Here is a 15,452-nt window from a genome sequence, read left to right on the forward strand (position 1 = left end):
TGTGGGAGAGTAGGACGCCGCCGAACAATTCTTCAGAAGAAGCCCCCACCGGGGCTGTGTTTAATCAAACACAGCGGTGGGGGCTTCTTTGCGTTTCCAGTGCATAAGGACGTATTCGCCGAGGGCACATAGGAATCGCGCCGACCGGTAGGACGATCAGCTACTAGAGGCTGTTGCGAAAGTGGATCGTCTGTCAGACCTGCCTGGGATGCTCCGAGCATGGAGATGACGCTGCAGCTGACGATCGACTGCTCCGATCCGCAGAGAATGGTGACTTTCTGGGCCGAGGCCCTGGGCTACGTGCCTGAGCCTCCGCCGGGCGGGCACGCCACATGGCGTGCTTACTGGGCGGCGATGGGGGTGCCCGAGGCAGAGTTGCCGGCCGGAGCCGGGGATATTCCGGAGTCGATCATCGATCCCGCGGGACTTGGACCGAGGGTGTGGTTCCAGCAGGTTCCGGAGCCGAAGGTCGCCAAGAACCGGTGGCACTTCGACTTGAAGGTCGGTGGGGGCCGTGACGTTCCGCTGGACGTCCGCACGCAGCGGGTCAAGGCTACGGTGGAACGGCTGGTCAAAGCTGGTGCCACCGTGCTGCGGATCAAGGATGAGCCGGACATGGGGCTCTACGCCGCCGCCATGCAGGACCCCGAGGGCAACGAATTCGACATCGTCTGAGGGTCGTTGCGACGGCGCTGGTCACAGCCACTCGTTCACGGCTGCGACCAGCACAGTCGCCTCGTAGCGGACGGAGAGCTTGTCGTACCTCGTGGCCACTGCCCTGTGCCTTTTAAGTCGGTTGATCCCGCACTCGACCGCATGACGCTCGCGGTAATCCACCGCATCGAGATGCGGAGGCCGACCGCCACGGGAGCCGAGCTTCTGGCGGGTGCGCGCCTGGTCGGCCTTGTCCGGGATGGTGCAGCGGATCCCGCTGCGGCGCAGGTACGTCCGGTTCTTCCGGGAGGCGTACGCCTTGTCAGCCCGCACGCGATCAGGGCGAACGCGTGGCCGACCTGGCCCGATGCGGGGCACGCGGATGTCAGAGCCGGCCCGCCGCCTTCAGCGCCAGGTAGGTGTCGGCCAGGGCCGGCGGAAGGGTGTGGGGCGAGGCGTCGAGCACGGTGGCCCCGAGGCGGGTGAGCCGGTCGGCGACCGCGCGGCGGTCGGCCTGGGTCTGCGCGGCGGCGGCCGCACCGTAGACGGCCTGCACGGTGCCGCGACCAGCGGCGAGTTCGTCGAGCCGGGGGTCGGCCACGGCGGCGACCACGACCTCGTGGAGCTGGGTGAGCCGCGGCAGCATCGGCAGCAGGCCGTCCTCGGCGGGACCGGTGTCGAGACCGGTCAGCAGCACGATCAGTGAGCGCCGCGGGGCCAGCCGCAGGGCGGCCGCGGTGAGCGCGCGCAGGTCGGTCTCCACCAGTTCCGGCTCCAGCAGGGCCATCGCGTTGGTGAAAGCGGGCAGCACGTCGCCGGCGGTGCGGCCGAGCACGGCGGTGCGCTGGCGCAGGTCGTGGGCCAGCAGGTCGACCCGGTCCCCGGCCTGGGTGGCGAGGGCAGTGAGCAGCAGGGCCGCGTCCAGTGCGGCGTCCAGCCGGGGAGCGTCGCCGACCCGGCCGGCCGAGGTGCGGCCGGTGTCGAGCACGATCAGGATGTGCCGGTCCCGCTCGGGCCGCCAGGTGCGCACCGCGACGGTGTGGCGGCGGGCGGTGGCCCGCCAGTCGATCGAGCGGACGTCGTCGCCCGGCAGGTACTCGCGCAGGCTGTCGAACTCGGTGCCCTGGCCACGCGTCAGCAGTGAGGTCCGGCCGTCCAGTTCGCGCAGCCGGGCCAGCCGGGAGGGCAGGTGCTTGCGGCTGGCGAACGGGGGCAGGGCGCGGACCGTCCACGGCACCTGGTGGGAGCCCTGACGGCCCGCCAGCCCCAGCGGGCCGAGGGAACGGATCGTCACCCGCTGGGACTGGTGGTCGCCGCGGCGGGTCGGCCGCAGTGCGGTGCTGACCCGCCGTCGCTCGCCTGACGGCACGTCGATCCGGTGCCGACCGGCCGTCAGCTCGGTGCCCGGCGCGAAGGCGGAGGGCGCCCAGGCGTCCCGCAGCTGGGCGCGAAGTCGGTGCCCAGCCGGGTTGCTGACGCTCAGTTCGACGGTGGCCGGCTCGCCGAGCCGGACCGTGCTGTCGCCGCTGCGGGCCAGCTGCAGCGAACGCACCGGCGCCGCCAGCAGCAGGTCGAGCAGCACGGCGAGCAGCAGGATGCCGCTGACCGCGCCGATGCCGGCCCAGGAGGGGAGCAGCAGTCCCACAATCAGACTGCCCAGGGCAGCCAGCAGGGCGGTTCGGCCGGTCAGGGCCACGGCGGAGCTCCTAGGTGGACGGCGAGGTCAGCGGGGTGCGGGGGTCTGGGCGAGCACGGCCTGGATCACCGAGTCGGCGGTGACGCCCTCCATCTCGGCCTCGGCGCGCAGCCGCACCCGGTGGCGCAGCGTCGGCAGCGCCAGGGCCTTGACGTCGTCCGGGCTGACGTAGTCGCGGCCGGCCAGCCAGGCCCAGGCCCGAGAGGTGTTGAGCAGCGCGGTGGCACCACGCGGCGACACGCCGAACGCCAGCGAGGGCGACTGCCGAGTGGCCCGGCAGAGGTCCACGATGTAGGCGAGGACCTCGGGTGAGACGGTCAGCTGGGCTATCGCGGCCCGGGCGGCGGCCAGGTCGGCCGGACCGGCGACCGGCCGCACCCCGGCGGCGGCCAGGTCGCGCGGGTCGAAGCCGCCGGCGTGCCGGCTGAGCACCTGGAACTCCTGGTCGCGGTCGGGCAGCGGCAGGACCAGCTTGAGCAGGAACCGGTCGAGCTGGGCCTCGGGCAGCGGATAGGTGCCTTCGTACTCCAGCGGATTCTGCGTCGCGGCGACCAGGAACGGCTCGGGCAGCGGGCGCGGCTTGCCGTCCACCGTGACCTGCCGCTCCTCCATGGCCTCCAGCAGCGAGGCCTGGGTCTTGGGCGGGGTGCGGTTGATCTCGTCGGCGAGCAGCAGGTTGGTGAAGACCGGCCCGGGCTGGAAGGAGAACTCGGCGGTGCGGGCGTCGTAGACCAGCGAGCCGGTGACGTCGCCGGGCATCAGGTCGGGCGTGAACTGGATCCGCTTGGTCTCCAGGTCGAGGGCCGTCGACAGGGCGCGGACCAGCAGGGTCTTGGCGACGCCGGGAGTGCCTTCGAGCAGCACATGGCCGCCGCAGAGCAGCGCGACCACCAGACCGGTGACCGCGGGGTCCTGGCCGACCACGGCCTTGCCGATCTCCGCGCGCAGTGCGCTGAGAGCCTGCCGGGGGTCGATGGTGTCCGTCTGTACCGAGTCGGCCGTCACGGCTGTCGTACCTGCCTTTCCAGGGCATCGAGGTCGTCGGCGAGCCGCAGCAGGGCGTCGTCGTCGGTGGGCGGCGGGCCGTACAGCAGCGCGGTGAGCCCGCCCGGTGTCCGGCCCTCGCCGAGGCGGGTGGCCAGGGCCGCGAGCAGGGCGTCGCCGTTGGGTTCGCCGTGCACCAGCGGCACGGCGAGCACCGGTGCCAGCCGGCGGCGGGCGGCCCGGCGCAGCGCGTCGGCGGCGCGGCCGCGGGCCTTGGCGAGCTGGTAGAGCCGGGCCCGGCCCTCGGTGGTCTCGGAGGCCCGGACCACCACCGGCAGGTTCTCGCTGACCACCGGGCCGAGCCGGCGGCCGCGCCAGAGGGCGGCGAGACCGGCGGCGATGGCCAGTTGCAGGAAGGCCCAGTGCCAGCCCGCCGGGATCAGCTGGGTGAAGCTCTTCTGCCCCTGCGGTGCGGTCGCCGCGGCGGCCGAGTAGTCCGGCAGGTACCAGGTCAGCCGCGGCTGGGAGCCGAGCAGTCCGAGGGCCAGGGCGGCGTTGCCGTCCTGGGCCAGGCGCTGGTTGGTGAGGAACCGGCCGGAACCGATCACGATCACCTCGCCGCCGCTTCCGCCGGTCGTGCGGACCAGCGTGGGGTGGCCGGAGCGCGGGTAGCACGCGGTGGTGCCCGCGCCGGCCTGGTAGAGCCGCCCGCCGCCCTCGGCGTAGCCGGCCCGCTCGGCCTCGGCCAGGGTGCAGTCGGCGTCGGTGCCGGCCGAGCTGAGTGCCAGCGGGTCGTCGGTGGTGCCGAGGGCCTGGACGCCGGGGGCGAGGTGGCCGAGCGCGACGGGGCCGGGGGAGACCAGGACCAGTCGGCGGTGTCCGGCCCGGCTGAGGGCGTCGAGCTGGTCCGCGGTCAGCAGGTCGGGCAGCGGGACCACCACGGTGTCGCCGCCCGACGGGGCCTCGGCGGCGGCCAGGTCGGCCGGATTGCCGGTGGTGGTCACCGTGATGCCGCGCTGGCGCAGCAGTTGGACGGCGGCCCGGGTGCCGTCGGCGTCCGGGGAGCGCGGGTCGAGCGAGGGGTAGGAGGTGTTGTCGCCGAGCCCGGCGACCAGCAGGCCGGCCAGCAGGAGGACGGCGCCGCCGGCAAGGAACCAGCGGGTGCGCAACCAGAGTTGACGCGCGGTCGGGGAGAGCGGGGTGTTGGTGGTCACGCGGCCCCGACCTGGAGGAGCGGGCGGGTTCGACGCAGCTGTTCGTCGAGTTCGAGCAGACGCTGGTACGCCGTCTGGTCGGCGGTGCGGTCACCGAAGGCGATGTCGTCGAAGAGTCGGGCGGCGTCGGCCAGTGCGGCGGCGTGCTCGGGGAGTTGGCGGCCGGCCTCGCGGGCGGCCTCGTCGGCGGTGCGGCCGGGGCGCGGGTTCAACAGGGTGCGCTCCTCGAGTGAGCGGATCAGGGCGCGCATCTGCTCGCGGACGGCGGCCGACCATTCGGCGGCGGTGGCGTGCCGCTGGGCGGCGGCGCGGTGCTCGGCGGCGCTGCGCGGTCCGTCGGCGGCGAACAGGGCGCCCGCTGTGGTGGCGGTGCGGCCGGGGCGGCCGAGCCGCCACCACAGCGCGGCGCCGAGCAGCGCGAACAGCACCAGGAAGACGACCAGACCGGTCCAGCCGTCACCGGCGGCGCCACCCAACTTGTCGAGCAGGTGGCCGAGTTGGTCGCCGATCCAGTTGATGATCCGCTGCAGCAGGCTGGGGTCGTGCCGGTGGTACTCGGGCCGCAGCAGTTCCTCGCGGGCGGCCTCGCGGGCCGGATCGCGCTCCACGGTCACGGGCGCGCCGCTGTCGGCGGCGCCCCGTGCCCAGTCCCCCCAACTGCTCATCGGGTCAGGCCGCCCCGCTCGGCTGCTGGTCGGAGCGGCCGGCCCAGCCGGTGCCGCCGTACTCGGGCAGCCCGGCGGCGCGGGCCAGTTCCAGGTCGAGGGCCTCGCGGCGGATCCGCTGGTCGACGTAGAGCAGCACGTTGATGCCGGCCTGGACCGGCGCGGTCAGGGTGGAGCTCAGCACTCCGCCGATCGCGATCAGCAGCAGGGCGGCGAACGGCTGCTGGTGGTTCGGGTCGCCGCCCAGCGAGGTGAGCACGCTGTTGCCGGTGGCTCCGGCGAGGGCGGTGAACGGTATCGCGATCATGCCGGAGAGGATCGTGGTGAGCACGAAGCCGAGCGCGGTGATGCCGAAGATCCGCCACCAGTTGCCCCGGGTCAGCTTGCTGGAGCGGGCCATGGCGGCCTTGACGCCCTGCTTCTCCAGCATCAGCGCGGGGGCGGCCAGGCTGAGCTTGATGTACATCCAGAGCACGGTCGCGAGGGCGGCCAGTGCGCAGAAGAGGGACAGCACGTCGAGGCCCGAGTTGTCGCTGCCGCTCAGGCCCGCGATGATCGCCGGGACCATGCCGAGTACCGCGATGCCGGCGCAGATCAGGCCGATCAGCAGGGTCAGGCCGAGCAGCCGCCACATCTGCGGGCGGGCGGCGCGCCAGGCCGAGCCGGCGGTGACCGGCTCACCCAGGATCGCCTTGCTGACCACCATGGTGAGCAGCGCGCTCAGCACCAGGCCGCACAGGGCGGTGACCAGCGCGCCGGCGCCGAGCAGCACCAGGGCGACGGTGGACTGGGAGTCGTTCCGGCTGAACCAGTCGAACGCGGTGGCGGTGCCCTGGCTGAGTACGGCGACCACCAGCGACAGCGGCAGCACGGTGCGCCAGTGCTTGCGGCCGGTGGAGATCGAGCCGTCCAGGATCTCGCCGACGCCCAGCGGGCGCAGCGGGATCACACCGGGCTTGGGGCTCGGCGGCTGGGCGTTCCACTGCGGCTGGCCCCAGCCGGGCTGTCCCCAGCCCGGGGCGGGCTGGCGTTGCGGGATCCGGGCACCCGGGTCGCCGTAGGCGCCGGAGTACGGCCCGGCGGCGGAAGCGGACGGTGCGGCAGGAGCGGTGGCAGCGGCGGGAGCGGACGGCGCCGAGGGCGCGGGTGCCGCCGCATCGGACGGCACGGCATCCACCGGGGCGGCGTCGGTCGAACGGGCAGCGGCGGCCGGGCTGGGAGCTGACGCCGAGTCCGGTCCGGCCGGTGCTCCGACCGCCGACCGGGCATCGGCGGGGTCGGCCTGGGACGAGCCGGGCGAGACCCAGCCCGGGGTGTCGGTCATCACTGCTCCTCGGCGCGGGGCGAGTGCCCCAGGATGGTGGGGTGGCGCATTTGTGCGCCCATCGTGCCATGGTGTGGGCAAGCGCCCCAGGGGCGCCGGGTTGCTGATCGACAACGGAGCCGACGGAGCCTGTGAAGTTTGGAGTTTGGGTGGATATGGGCGGTCTCGCCGGGAGGTCGGTGGACGAATTGGCACGGGTGTGCGGCAGGTCACAGTCCCGTAATGAGAGGATGGGCGCATGAAAGGTCGCGTCCTGGTCGTCGATGACGACACCGCACTGGCCGAGATGCTCGGCATCGTGCTGCGTGGTGAGGGTTTCGAGCCGAGCTTCGTCGCGGACGGAGACCGGGCACTGGCCGCGTTCCGCGAGGTCAAGCCGGACTTGGTGCTGCTCGATCTGATGCTGCCCGGCCGTGACGGGATCGACGTCTGCCGGCAGATCCGGTCGGAGTCCGGGGTCCCGATCGTGATGCTGACCGCGAAGACCGACACCGTCGACATCGTGGTGGGCCTGGAGTCCGGCGCCGATGACTACGTGACCAAGCCCTTCAAGCCCAAGGAGCTGGTGGCCCGGGTCCGGGCCCGGCTGCGGCGGGCCGAGGAGCCCACCCCCGAGCAGCTGACCATCGGCGACCTGGTGATCGACGTGGCCGGCCACTCGGTGAAGCGGGAGGGCCGGGGCATCCCGCTGACCCCGCTGGAGTTCGACCTGCTGGTCGCGCTGGCCCGCAAGCCCTGGCAGGTGTTCACCCGCGAGGTGCTGCTGGAGCAGGTCTGGGGCTACCGGCACGCCGCCGACACTCGGCTGGTGAACGTGCACGTGCAGCGGCTCCGCTCGAAGATCGAGAAGGATCCGGAGCGCCCGGAGATCGTGGTCACCGTCCGCGGTGTCGGATACAAGGCCGGGCCCAGCTGACGTGACGGACCAGGTTCAGCCCTCCCCGGCCGGGGCATCGGCCGGGGAGGAGTACACAGGGGGTGCGGGCCCGGTGTCGACGGCGTCCCCCTTCGGGTTGCTGCTGCGCCGACTGCGGGGCCCGTTCTACCGGCTGGCCACGCTCTACCGGCGGTCGATCCAGCTGCGGGTGGTCGCGGCCACCCTGGCGCTCTCGGTGGCGCTGGTCGTGGTGCTCGGTGTGGTGGTGATGGCCCAGGTCCGCCAGGGCCTGCTGGACAGCAAGAAGCACGCCGCGCTGAGCCAGGCCAACGGCGGCTTCACCACCGCCCAGAACCAGAGCGACATGCTCCGCGACGAGCTCGCCAGGAACGCCGCCACCGACCCCAGCCTGGGCGAGCCCAGCAACTGGCTGACCGAGCAGGTGGCCAACCTGGCCAGCGGCGGCCAGGGCAACTACGTGGTGATCGGCATCGTGCCGTCCACCGACCAGAGCCAGGTGGACAGCAACCCCCGCCCGCCGGAGAGCGCCCGGGCCTCCGAGAACATCTCGCTGACCAGCATCTCGCCGCAGCTGGCCGCCGACGTGGCCAAGAACCCGAACGTGCCGCACGAGCAGGCCACCACGATCCACCGGGTGACCGCGAACGGCCAGACCGTCTCCGAGTCGGGCCTGGTGATCGGCAAGCAGCTGAACGGCCCGGTGCACCAGTCGTACCAGCTCTACTTCGCGTTCTCCTTCGCCCAGGAGGACCAGACCCTGGCCCTGGTCACCGGCACGGTGGCCACGGCCGGCCTGTTCATCGTGATGATGATGGGCTGCATCGCCTGGCTGGTGGTCCGCCAGGTCGTCACCCCGGTGCGGATGGCCGCCGGAATCGCCGAGCGGCTGGCCGACGGGCACCTGGAAGAGCGGATGAAGGTCACCGGGACGGATGACATCGCCCGGCTCGGGGAGTCCTTCAACCGGATGGCCGGGGCGCTGCAGGCGCAGATCCACCAGTTGGAGGAGCTCTCCCGGGTGCAGCGCCGGTTCGTCTCGGACGTCTCGCACGAGCTGCGCACCCCGCTGACCACCGTCCGGATGGCCGCCGACCTGATCTACGACTCCCGAGAGGACCTGGACCCGATGGCGGCCCGCTCGGCCGAGCTGCTGCAGGGCCAGCTGGACCGCTTCGAGTCGCTGCTGGCCGACCTGCTGGAGATCAGCCGGTTCGACGCCGGCGCCGCGATCCTGGACGCCGAGCCGGTGGACCTGCGCGACATCGTGAACCGGGTGGTCGAGGCGGCCGACCCGCTGGCCCGGATGAAGGGCAGCGCCGTGGTGCTGCGCGACGCCGACAAGCCGGTGGTGGCCGAGGTGGACCAGCGCCGGATCGAGCGGATCCTGCGCAACCTGGTGGTCAACGCACTGGAGCACGGCGAGGGCCGCGACGTGGTGATCCGGCTCGGCTCCGCCGAGGGCGCGGTCGCCGTCGGCGTGCGCGACTACGGCATCGGCCTCAAGCCGGGCGAGGCCTCCCGGGTGTTCCACCGGTTCTGGCGGGCCGACCCGTCCCGGGTACGGACCACCGGCGGCACCGGCCTGGGCCTGTCCATCGCGGTCGAGGACGCCCATCTGCACGGCGGTTGGCTGCAGGCCTGGGGCGAGCCCGGCGGTGGCTCGCACTTCCGGCTCACCCTGCCGCGCACCCGCGGCGGCGAGATCGGCCGGGCGCCGTTCCGGCTGGAGCCGGAGGACTCCCGGCACAACCGCGGCCTGCGGTCCCAGGGCACTCCGTACCAGCGGGCGCTGCCGTCCGGCGCCACCGCGCTGACCGCCAGCGGTCAGATGTCGGTGATCCCGGAGACCCCGGGCGGCGCGGGCGGCGGGCTGGGCCCCGGGCTCGGCGGGGTGCTGGCGGTCAGCGAGGGCCTCGGGCCGCAGCGGCTGCCGAAGGCGCCGCCGGTGGCCAACCCGTCCGACCTGCGCGCGGCGGGTGCCGGGTACGGCGCCACCGGGGCACAGGTGGTGGTGGACTGCGGCCGGGCCCAGCCCGAACCGCAGCAGGGGACGATCGGGCAGCAGGGCGGCGGCGCCGGGCTGGGCGCCGACGGGACCGATGGGGAGGGGACGAGGGGTGGCGAGCGCTAGCGGCGTTTCCGGTCGGCGCTGGGCGGGGGCGCTCGGGTCGGCGCTGACCGTGCTGCTGGCGGCGGGGTGCGCCACCATGCCGGACAGCGGCAGCCCCGAGGCGGTGGCCCCGCCGCAGGGCGCCGGCGCCGGCGAGGGCGTCCAGGTGCGGGTGCTGCCGATGCCGCCGCGGGACGGGCTGACGCCCGCCGAGGTGCTGCAGAACTTCCTCGACGCGTCGAGTGCCGACGAGGCCGACTACAAGACGGCCAAGGAGTACCTGACCGGTGACGCGCTGACCACCTGGCAGCCGGACAGCGGCGCGGTGGTGCTGAACAGCACCACCCTGCCGAAGCCGCCGACCGACACGGGGACCGGGCAGACCGTCCTGACCATCTCCTCGCACCAGCTCGGCACCCTGGACACCAAGCACACCTACCACGCCACCGACGACACCTTCACCGGCAACTTCACCCTGGTCAACGCGGCCAAGGACGCCAAGGACGGCTCGAAGGAGGCCGCGGCGCACGCCCAGTGGCGGATCGCCAGCCTGCCCACCGGCCTGGTGCTGGACGCGACCAGCTTCCGCAACGCCTACGAGCAGGTCGACCGCTACTTCCTCACCAAGCCGGACCCGCAGGCCGCCGGCTCCGACCTGTCGGTGCTGGTGCCCGACCCGGTCTATGTGCGGCGCCGGATCGACCCGGCCTCGGCCGCGGCACGGGCGCTGGGCCAGGGCGCCTCCGACTGGCTGGCGCAGGCGGTCCGTAGCGCCTTCGACGGCACCCGTCCCGCCGACACCGTCAACACCGACGACCCGCGCAACCCCAAGCTCCAGGTGGACGGGGTGGACTGCCAGGTCAGCCAGCAGCAGTGCCACCAGATGGCCGCCCAGCTCTACTTCACGCTGGCCAGCCTGACCGGTTCGGGCTCGCTGGACAAGGTCACCGTGGTCTCCAAGCACGGCTCGGCCGACCTCACCACCGCGGCGGCCAAGAACTCGCCGTACGCGCCGGGGGTGCTGGCCGGCAGCGGCCGGGGGGCCTACGTGCGCAATGCCGAGACCGGCCAGCTGGCCCGGCTGCAGCCGATCGTCGGCACCCTGGCGCCAGTGTCCGGTGTGCTCGGCGAGGCGCGTCTGCCGGGCGCGCTGCAGCCGACCGGCGGCATCGTCGGCCCGTACGCGGTGCGCCGGGACGGCGGCGCCGCCGCTGTGGTCAGCGGTGACGGCAAGGACCTCTACGTGCCCGGACTGGACGACGCCGACAAGGCGCTCGGCCCCGCCGTGATCACCAGCCGGGCCCCGCACCCCGACGAGGGCCTGGCCTCGCCCAGCTGGGACGGCTACGGCGACCTGTTTGTGGTCGACCGCGACCCGGCGGCCCCGCGGGTGCTGATGAACCGCGGCCAGGTCACCGTCACGGTCTCGATGGACAGCCTGGCGGACGGGCAGGCGGTGGACGGCCTGCGGGTCTCCTCCGACGGCACCCGGGTGGCCCTGCTGGTGCGCAGCGGCGGCACCCACACGCTGGAGATCGGCCGGATCGACCGCGCCGGCACCGCCCAGACGCCGACCGTGGCGATCACCGCGCTGCGCCAGGTCGCGCCCGCCCAGCTGTCCGATGTCGCCTCGGTCTCCTGGGCCGACCCGGACACCCTGCTGGTGCTCGGCAAGGAGGCGGACGGGCTGATGCAGCTGCACTACCTGTCCACCGACGGCTCCAGCACTCTCGACAACGCGTTGCTGGCGGACAACATGACCGTGGTCGCGGCCTCGGAGGCCCGCACCGACACGGTGCTCGGCGACGCCAAGGACCAGGACCACACGGTGTACGGGCTGTTCGGGCCCGCGCAGCCGCAGTGGCGGATCGTCGGCAAGGACTGGGCGCTGCCCTCCTACCCGGACTGAGGCCGACCGCCCGGGCCGCGCCGGTGCACCGCCCTGGGCAGCCGGTGCAGCGCCGGCAGCCCGGGCAGCGGAGGGTGGCGGACCCGCCCGCCGCCGGTGACGGTGGTGGCCACGGTGGCCGCGGCCAGTGGCTCGAGACCGGCCGCCCGCAGCGCCCGCGCGGCCTCCGCGAGGCTGGCCCCGGTGGTCACCAGGTCGTCCACCAGCACCAGGTGATACCCCGTCAGGTGAGCCGCCGCCGGGTGGCGGACCGTCAGCGCGTGGTCCAGGTTGGCCAGTCGGGCGGTGGCGCCCAGACCACTCTGGTCGGCCACCCGGCGGGCCTGGCGGAGCACCGGGGCAACCCGGCAGCGCAGGCCGGCGCGGCGCAGGCTGCGGGCGGCGGCGCGGGCCAGCCGGCGGGTGGCGTCCTGGCCGCGGGCCCGCACCGCGCTCCGGGCCGAGGGCATCGGGATCAGCAGCACCGGTTCGGCGGGAGGCGCGGCGGCGGTGGTGAGCGCGGCCTGGACGGCGCGTGCCAGCGCCGCGCCGAGCGGGGCGGCCAGGCTGAGCGCACCGCGCTCCTTGTGGGCCAGCAGCATCCCGCGCACCGGGTCCCGGTAGGCGGCGCAGGCGTGCAGCGGGGGCAGGCCCGGTGGCGCGGGGGAGGGGCCGGCGGGCTGGGCCGGCAGCCCGTCGAGCAGCGCCCGGCAGTCGGGGCAGAGCGGGCCGGCCGCCCCACCGCAGCCGGTGCACGGGGTGGGCAGCAGGACGTCCAGCGCGGCGGTCAGCAACGGAGCCTCCCGGTCGGTGACCCTCGGTGATGGGGCCAGGGTGGGCCGTCCGGGCGGACTTGTCCAGATATTTACCCTCGCTTCACTCGTTGGAGGGTAGACAGGGGTGAACAGCTGTCTGGCCGGATCCACTGACGCCTAAGGTCCCGCTGGAGAGGCGAAAAGCCCACACTGGGTGTGAGATGAGGCTCCCAGGGGTTTCAAGCGTCTCTGGTGGGGAGGAAGTGGGTGAAGGCCCAGCCCGCCCGATCCTCGATCGGTCGGCGGGGCCGGCGGTAGTTCGGCTGGTCAGGCTGGGTCTCATGCCCGGCCCGGTAGTCCGGGTCGGCGCCAGTACGAGGGATCGGAGTTCTGCGTGGACATCGTCGTCAAGGGCCGCAAGACCGAGGTGCCCCAGAGGTTCCGCGAGCACGTGGCCGAGAAGCTGGAGAAGGTCCAGAAGTTCGACGGCAAGGTGATCAGCCTCGACGTCGAGGTGTCCAAGGAACACAACCCGCGTCAGGCCGAGCGGTCCGACCGGGTCGAGATCACTGTCCGTACCCGTGGTCCGGTGATCCGGGCCGAGGCCGCCGCCGGCGATCCCTACGCGGCGCTCGATCTGGCCTCGGCGAAGCTCGACACGCAGTTGCGCAAGCTCAAGGACCGGCGCCAGGTCCACCACGGGGCCCGCACGACGCCGCTGAGCGTCGCCCAGGCGACGGCGCGGATCGCGGCGCAGCCGGGTACGGCGAGCATGGAGGAGCTGAACGAACAGGCGGTGCCCAGGATGAAGATGGGCTCGCTGGAGGTCCAGGGCGAGGGCCCGCTGGTGGTGCGGGAGAAGACGCACGTCGCGCACCCGATGGCGCTGGCCCAGGCGCTGGAGGCGATGGAGCTGGTCGGCCACGACTTCTACCTGTTCGTGGAGAAGGACAGCGGCCTGCCCAGCGTGGTCTACCGGCGCCGCGGCTACGACTTCGGCGTCATCCACCTGCAGACGAACGGTCTGGAGCCGGATGACGAGGTCAGCGGTGCCGGTGGCGCGATCAACAGCGCCGAACGCTGAGCCCGGCTGACCGAACGGGACGGACGGGCACCCGGCGGTCGACGACAGGTCGGCCGCCGGGTGCGGTGCCGCAGGCGCCCATTGGGGGGACGAGCGGTGACGACGCCCTCGCGGGCCGTGGAATGATGAGCCCCAGAGCTTTCGGCGACGGGGAGGGCGGATGGCGCAGCGGTTCGACGGCAGTGGCGGCGGGTGCACCGAACCGGAGTTCGCGCCACGCGGCGGCGAGCCCATTCGCGTCCTGGTGGTGGACGATCACGCGCTGTTCCGGCGCGGGCTGGAGATCGTGCTCGCCGAGGAGCCGGACATCCGGGTGGTCGGCGAGGCCGGGGACGGCGCGGAGGCCGTGCTGAAGGCGGCCGACCTGCTGCCCGACATCATCCTGATGGACGTCCGGATGCCGCGCCGCAGCGGGATCGAGGCCTGCACCTCCATCAAGGAGGTGGCTCCCAGCACCAAGATCATCATGCTGACGATAAGCGATGAGGAGGCCGACCTCTACGAGGCGATCAAGGCGGGCGCCACCGGCTACCTGCTCAAGGAGATCTCCACCGACGAGGTGGCCACCGCGATCCGCGCGGTGGCCGACGGCCAGTCCCAGATCAGCCCCTCGATGGCGGCCAAGCTGCTCACCGAGTTCAAGTCGATGATCCAACGGCGTTCCGACGATCGGGAGTTGGTGCCCGCACCGCGGCTGACCGACCGGGAGCTGGAGGTGCTCAAGCTGGTCGCCACCGGCATGAACAACCGGGAGATCGCCAAGGAGCTGTTCATCAGCGAGAACACCGTGAAGAACCATGTGCGCAACATCCTGGAGAAGCTGCAGCTGCACTCCCGGATGGAGGCCGTGGTCTACGCGATGCGCGAGAAGATCCTCGAAATAGGCTGACCAGCCGGGCAGTTGGCGCCCGCGGGCAGGTTGCTCAGCCGGCGGGCCCGCCCGGCCGCTCAATCGGCGAGCAGCTTCGCCAGTGCCGGCCGCACCGCCTCGTCGTGCAACTCCTCGACGCGCACCGCTGAGCAGCCCACCCACTCGGCGGCCTCGCGCAACGCCCCTGCCAGCGCCGGGAGATGGCGCGCCGAGTCCAGCGAGATCCGCCGGGCCACCAGGGTGCGCCCCTCGCGGGCCGGGTCCACCCGGCCGACCAGCCGGCCGCCGGTGAGCAGCGGCATCGCGAAGTAGCCGTGTATCCGCTGGGACTTGGGGGTGTAGGCCTCCAGACGGTGGGCCATCCCGAAGATCCGTTCGGTGCGGGCCCGGTCCCAGACCAGCGAGTCGAACGGGGAGAGCAGGGTGGTGCGGTGGCGCCCGCCCGCCTCGGCCCGGTCCAGCACCGCCGGATCGGCCCAGGCCGGGCCCTCGGCGCCGTCCGGCCCCCAGCCGGCCACCGCGACCGGGAGCAGCCCGGACTCGGCCAGCACCGCGTCCAGTTGGGCGGACTTGAGCCGGTGGTAGTCGGCCAGGTCGGCACGGGTGGCGACGCCGAGCGCCCGGCCGGCCTGCCGGACCAGCCGGGCCAGGCACTCCCGGTCGCTCGGGTCGCGCTCGAACAGCTCGGCGGGGACGGCGTGTTCGGCCAGTGCGTAGACCCGCTTCCAGCCGCGCCGCTCGGTGCAGACCACATCGCCGAAGGCCAGCGCCCGCTCCACCGCGACCTTGCTCTCCGACCAGTCCCACCACTCGGCGGTCCGCTTGGCGCCGCCGAGCTCGGTGCTGGTCAGCGGACCCTCGGCGCGCAGCCGGTCCAGCACGGCGCGGTAGGCCTGCTCACTGACCTGGTGGCTCCACAGGTTGCCGCGGTCGCGGTAGGCCCGGCGCCGGAACGCGAACAGCGGCCACTCCTCGATCGGCAGCACGCAGGCCGCGTGCGACCAGTACTCGAAGGAGGCGCCGGCTCCCCAGTAGGCGTGTTCGACGGCCGGGCGCCCGACCGCGCCGAGCCGGGCGTACGGCACCAGCTCGTGCGAGCGGGCCAGCACCGAGATGGTGTCCAGCTGCACGGCGCCCAGGTGCCGCAGCACACCGCGGACCCCGGCCCGCCGGTCCGGCGAGCCGAGCAGGCCCTGGGCCCGCAGGGCGATCCGGCGGGCCTGGTCGGCGCTGAGGGTCACGGTCGGCGGCGGTGCGACAGCGGTCATGCCGGCCAGCGTAGGGGCCTGCACCGACAACGCGGGCCGGT

General features: G+C 73.3%; 14 protein-coding genes. 6 read left to right on the top strand and 8 right to left on the bottom strand.

The window, feature by feature from the left end; translation table 11 throughout:
- Nucleotides 1-219: 219 nt before the first annotated feature.
- Nucleotides 220-675 carry a VOC family protein gene (locus P3T35_RS22260; protein WP_101381564.1) on the top strand — a complete coding sequence of 152 codons (456 nt, stop codon included), beginning with the start codon at nucleotides 220-222 and terminating at the stop codon, nucleotides 673-675.
- 21 nt (nucleotides 676-696) lie between these two features.
- On the opposite strand, the gene P3T35_RS22265 is transcribed toward P3T35_RS22260, so the two are convergent.
- Genes P3T35_RS22265 through P3T35_RS22290 form a run of 6 tightly spaced genes read right to left on the bottom strand, consistent with a single transcriptional unit; the run spans nucleotide 697 to nucleotide 6,537 of the window.
- Entirely contained in the window at nucleotides 697-1,032 is a 336-nt protein-coding gene (locus P3T35_RS22265; RefSeq protein WP_280707415.1) for a transposase, read from the bottom strand.
- A 7-nt stretch (nucleotides 1,033-1,039) separates the two neighbouring features.
- Nucleotides 1,040-2,350: a DUF58 domain-containing protein gene (locus P3T35_RS22270; RefSeq protein WP_101381565.1), complete on the bottom strand. Its 1,311-nt coding sequence runs from the start codon at nucleotides 2,348-2,350 to the stop codon at nucleotides 1,040-1,042.
- Nucleotides 2,351-2,377: 27 nt separating this feature from the next.
- Nucleotides 2,378-3,355, bottom strand: coding sequence for a MoxR family ATPase (locus P3T35_RS22275; protein WP_101381566.1), 978 nt, complete (start codon nucleotides 3,353-3,355; stop codon nucleotides 2,378-2,380).
- Nucleotides 3,352-4,548: a DUF4350 domain-containing protein gene (locus P3T35_RS22280; protein ID WP_101381567.1), complete on the bottom strand. Its 1,197-nt coding sequence runs from the start codon at nucleotides 4,546-4,548 to the stop codon at nucleotides 3,352-3,354. The genes P3T35_RS22275 and P3T35_RS22280 overlap by 4 nt, the downstream gene beginning before the upstream one ends.
- Nucleotides 4,545-5,213, bottom strand: a complete 669-nt coding sequence (locus P3T35_RS22285; RefSeq protein ID WP_101381568.1) for a DUF4129 domain-containing protein — start codon at nucleotides 5,211-5,213, stop codon at nucleotides 4,545-4,547. The genes P3T35_RS22280 and P3T35_RS22285 overlap by 4 nt, the downstream gene beginning before the upstream one ends.
- Nucleotides 5,214-5,217: 4 nt before the next feature.
- Nucleotides 5,218-6,537: a glycerophosphoryl diester phosphodiesterase membrane domain-containing protein gene (locus P3T35_RS22290; protein WP_101381569.1), complete on the bottom strand. Its 1,320-nt coding sequence runs from the start codon at nucleotides 6,535-6,537 to the stop codon at nucleotides 5,218-5,220.
- A gap of 238 nt (nucleotides 6,538-6,775) precedes the next feature.
- Between P3T35_RS22290 and mtrA the strand changes: the two genes are divergently transcribed.
- The 3 genes from mtrA (at nucleotide 6,776) to P3T35_RS22305 (ending at nucleotide 11,454) form a co-directional block, all read left to right on the top strand.
- On the top strand, nucleotides 6,776-7,453 hold the full coding sequence (gene mtrA, locus P3T35_RS22295) for an MtrAB system response regulator MtrA (protein WP_101381570.1): 678 nt from the start codon (nucleotides 6,776-6,778) through the stop codon (nucleotides 7,451-7,453).
- Between the two features lie 112 nt (nucleotides 7,454-7,565).
- Nucleotides 7,566-9,566, top strand: coding sequence for an MtrAB system histidine kinase MtrB (gene mtrB / locus P3T35_RS22300; RefSeq protein ID WP_280707500.1), 2,001 nt, complete (start codon nucleotides 7,566-7,568; stop codon nucleotides 9,564-9,566).
- On the top strand, nucleotides 9,553-11,454 hold the full coding sequence (locus P3T35_RS22305; RefSeq protein WP_101381571.1) for an LpqB family beta-propeller domain-containing protein: 1,902 nt from the start codon (nucleotides 9,553-9,555) through the stop codon (nucleotides 11,452-11,454). Before mtrB ends, P3T35_RS22305 begins: the two co-directional genes overlap by 14 nt.
- Here the strand turns inward: P3T35_RS22305 and P3T35_RS22310 are convergent.
- Nucleotides 11,442-12,227: a phosphoribosyltransferase family protein gene (locus P3T35_RS22310; RefSeq protein ID WP_280707422.1), complete on the bottom strand. Its 786-nt coding sequence runs from the start codon at nucleotides 12,225-12,227 to the stop codon at nucleotides 11,442-11,444. The two genes, P3T35_RS22305 and P3T35_RS22310, sit on opposite strands and share 13 nt — an antisense overlap.
- Before the next feature lie 355 nt (nucleotides 12,228-12,582).
- On the opposite strand from P3T35_RS22310, the gene raiA reads away from it, so the two are divergent.
- Nucleotides 12,583-13,272: a ribosome-associated translation inhibitor RaiA gene (gene raiA / locus P3T35_RS22315; RefSeq protein WP_101381572.1), complete on the top strand. Its 690-nt coding sequence runs from the start codon at nucleotides 12,583-12,585 to the stop codon at nucleotides 13,270-13,272.
- A gap of 160 nt (nucleotides 13,273-13,432) precedes the next feature.
- On the top strand, nucleotides 13,433-14,161 hold the full coding sequence (locus tag P3T35_RS22320; protein WP_101381573.1) for a response regulator transcription factor: 729 nt from the start codon (nucleotides 13,433-13,435) through the stop codon (nucleotides 14,159-14,161).
- Between the two features lie 59 nt (nucleotides 14,162-14,220).
- On the opposite strand, the gene P3T35_RS22325 is transcribed toward P3T35_RS22320, so the two are convergent.
- On the bottom strand, nucleotides 14,221-15,411 hold the full coding sequence (locus P3T35_RS22325; protein ID WP_101381574.1) for a crosslink repair DNA glycosylase YcaQ family protein: 1,191 nt from the start codon (nucleotides 15,409-15,411) through the stop codon (nucleotides 14,221-14,223).
- Nucleotides 15,412-15,452 lie beyond the last annotated feature (41 nt).

The sequence above is a fragment of the Kitasatospora sp. GP30 genome (genome assembly GCF_029892145.1).
GTDB classification, from domain to species: domain Bacteria; phylum Actinomycetota; class Actinomycetes; order Streptomycetales; family Streptomycetaceae; genus Kitasatospora; species Kitasatospora acidiphila.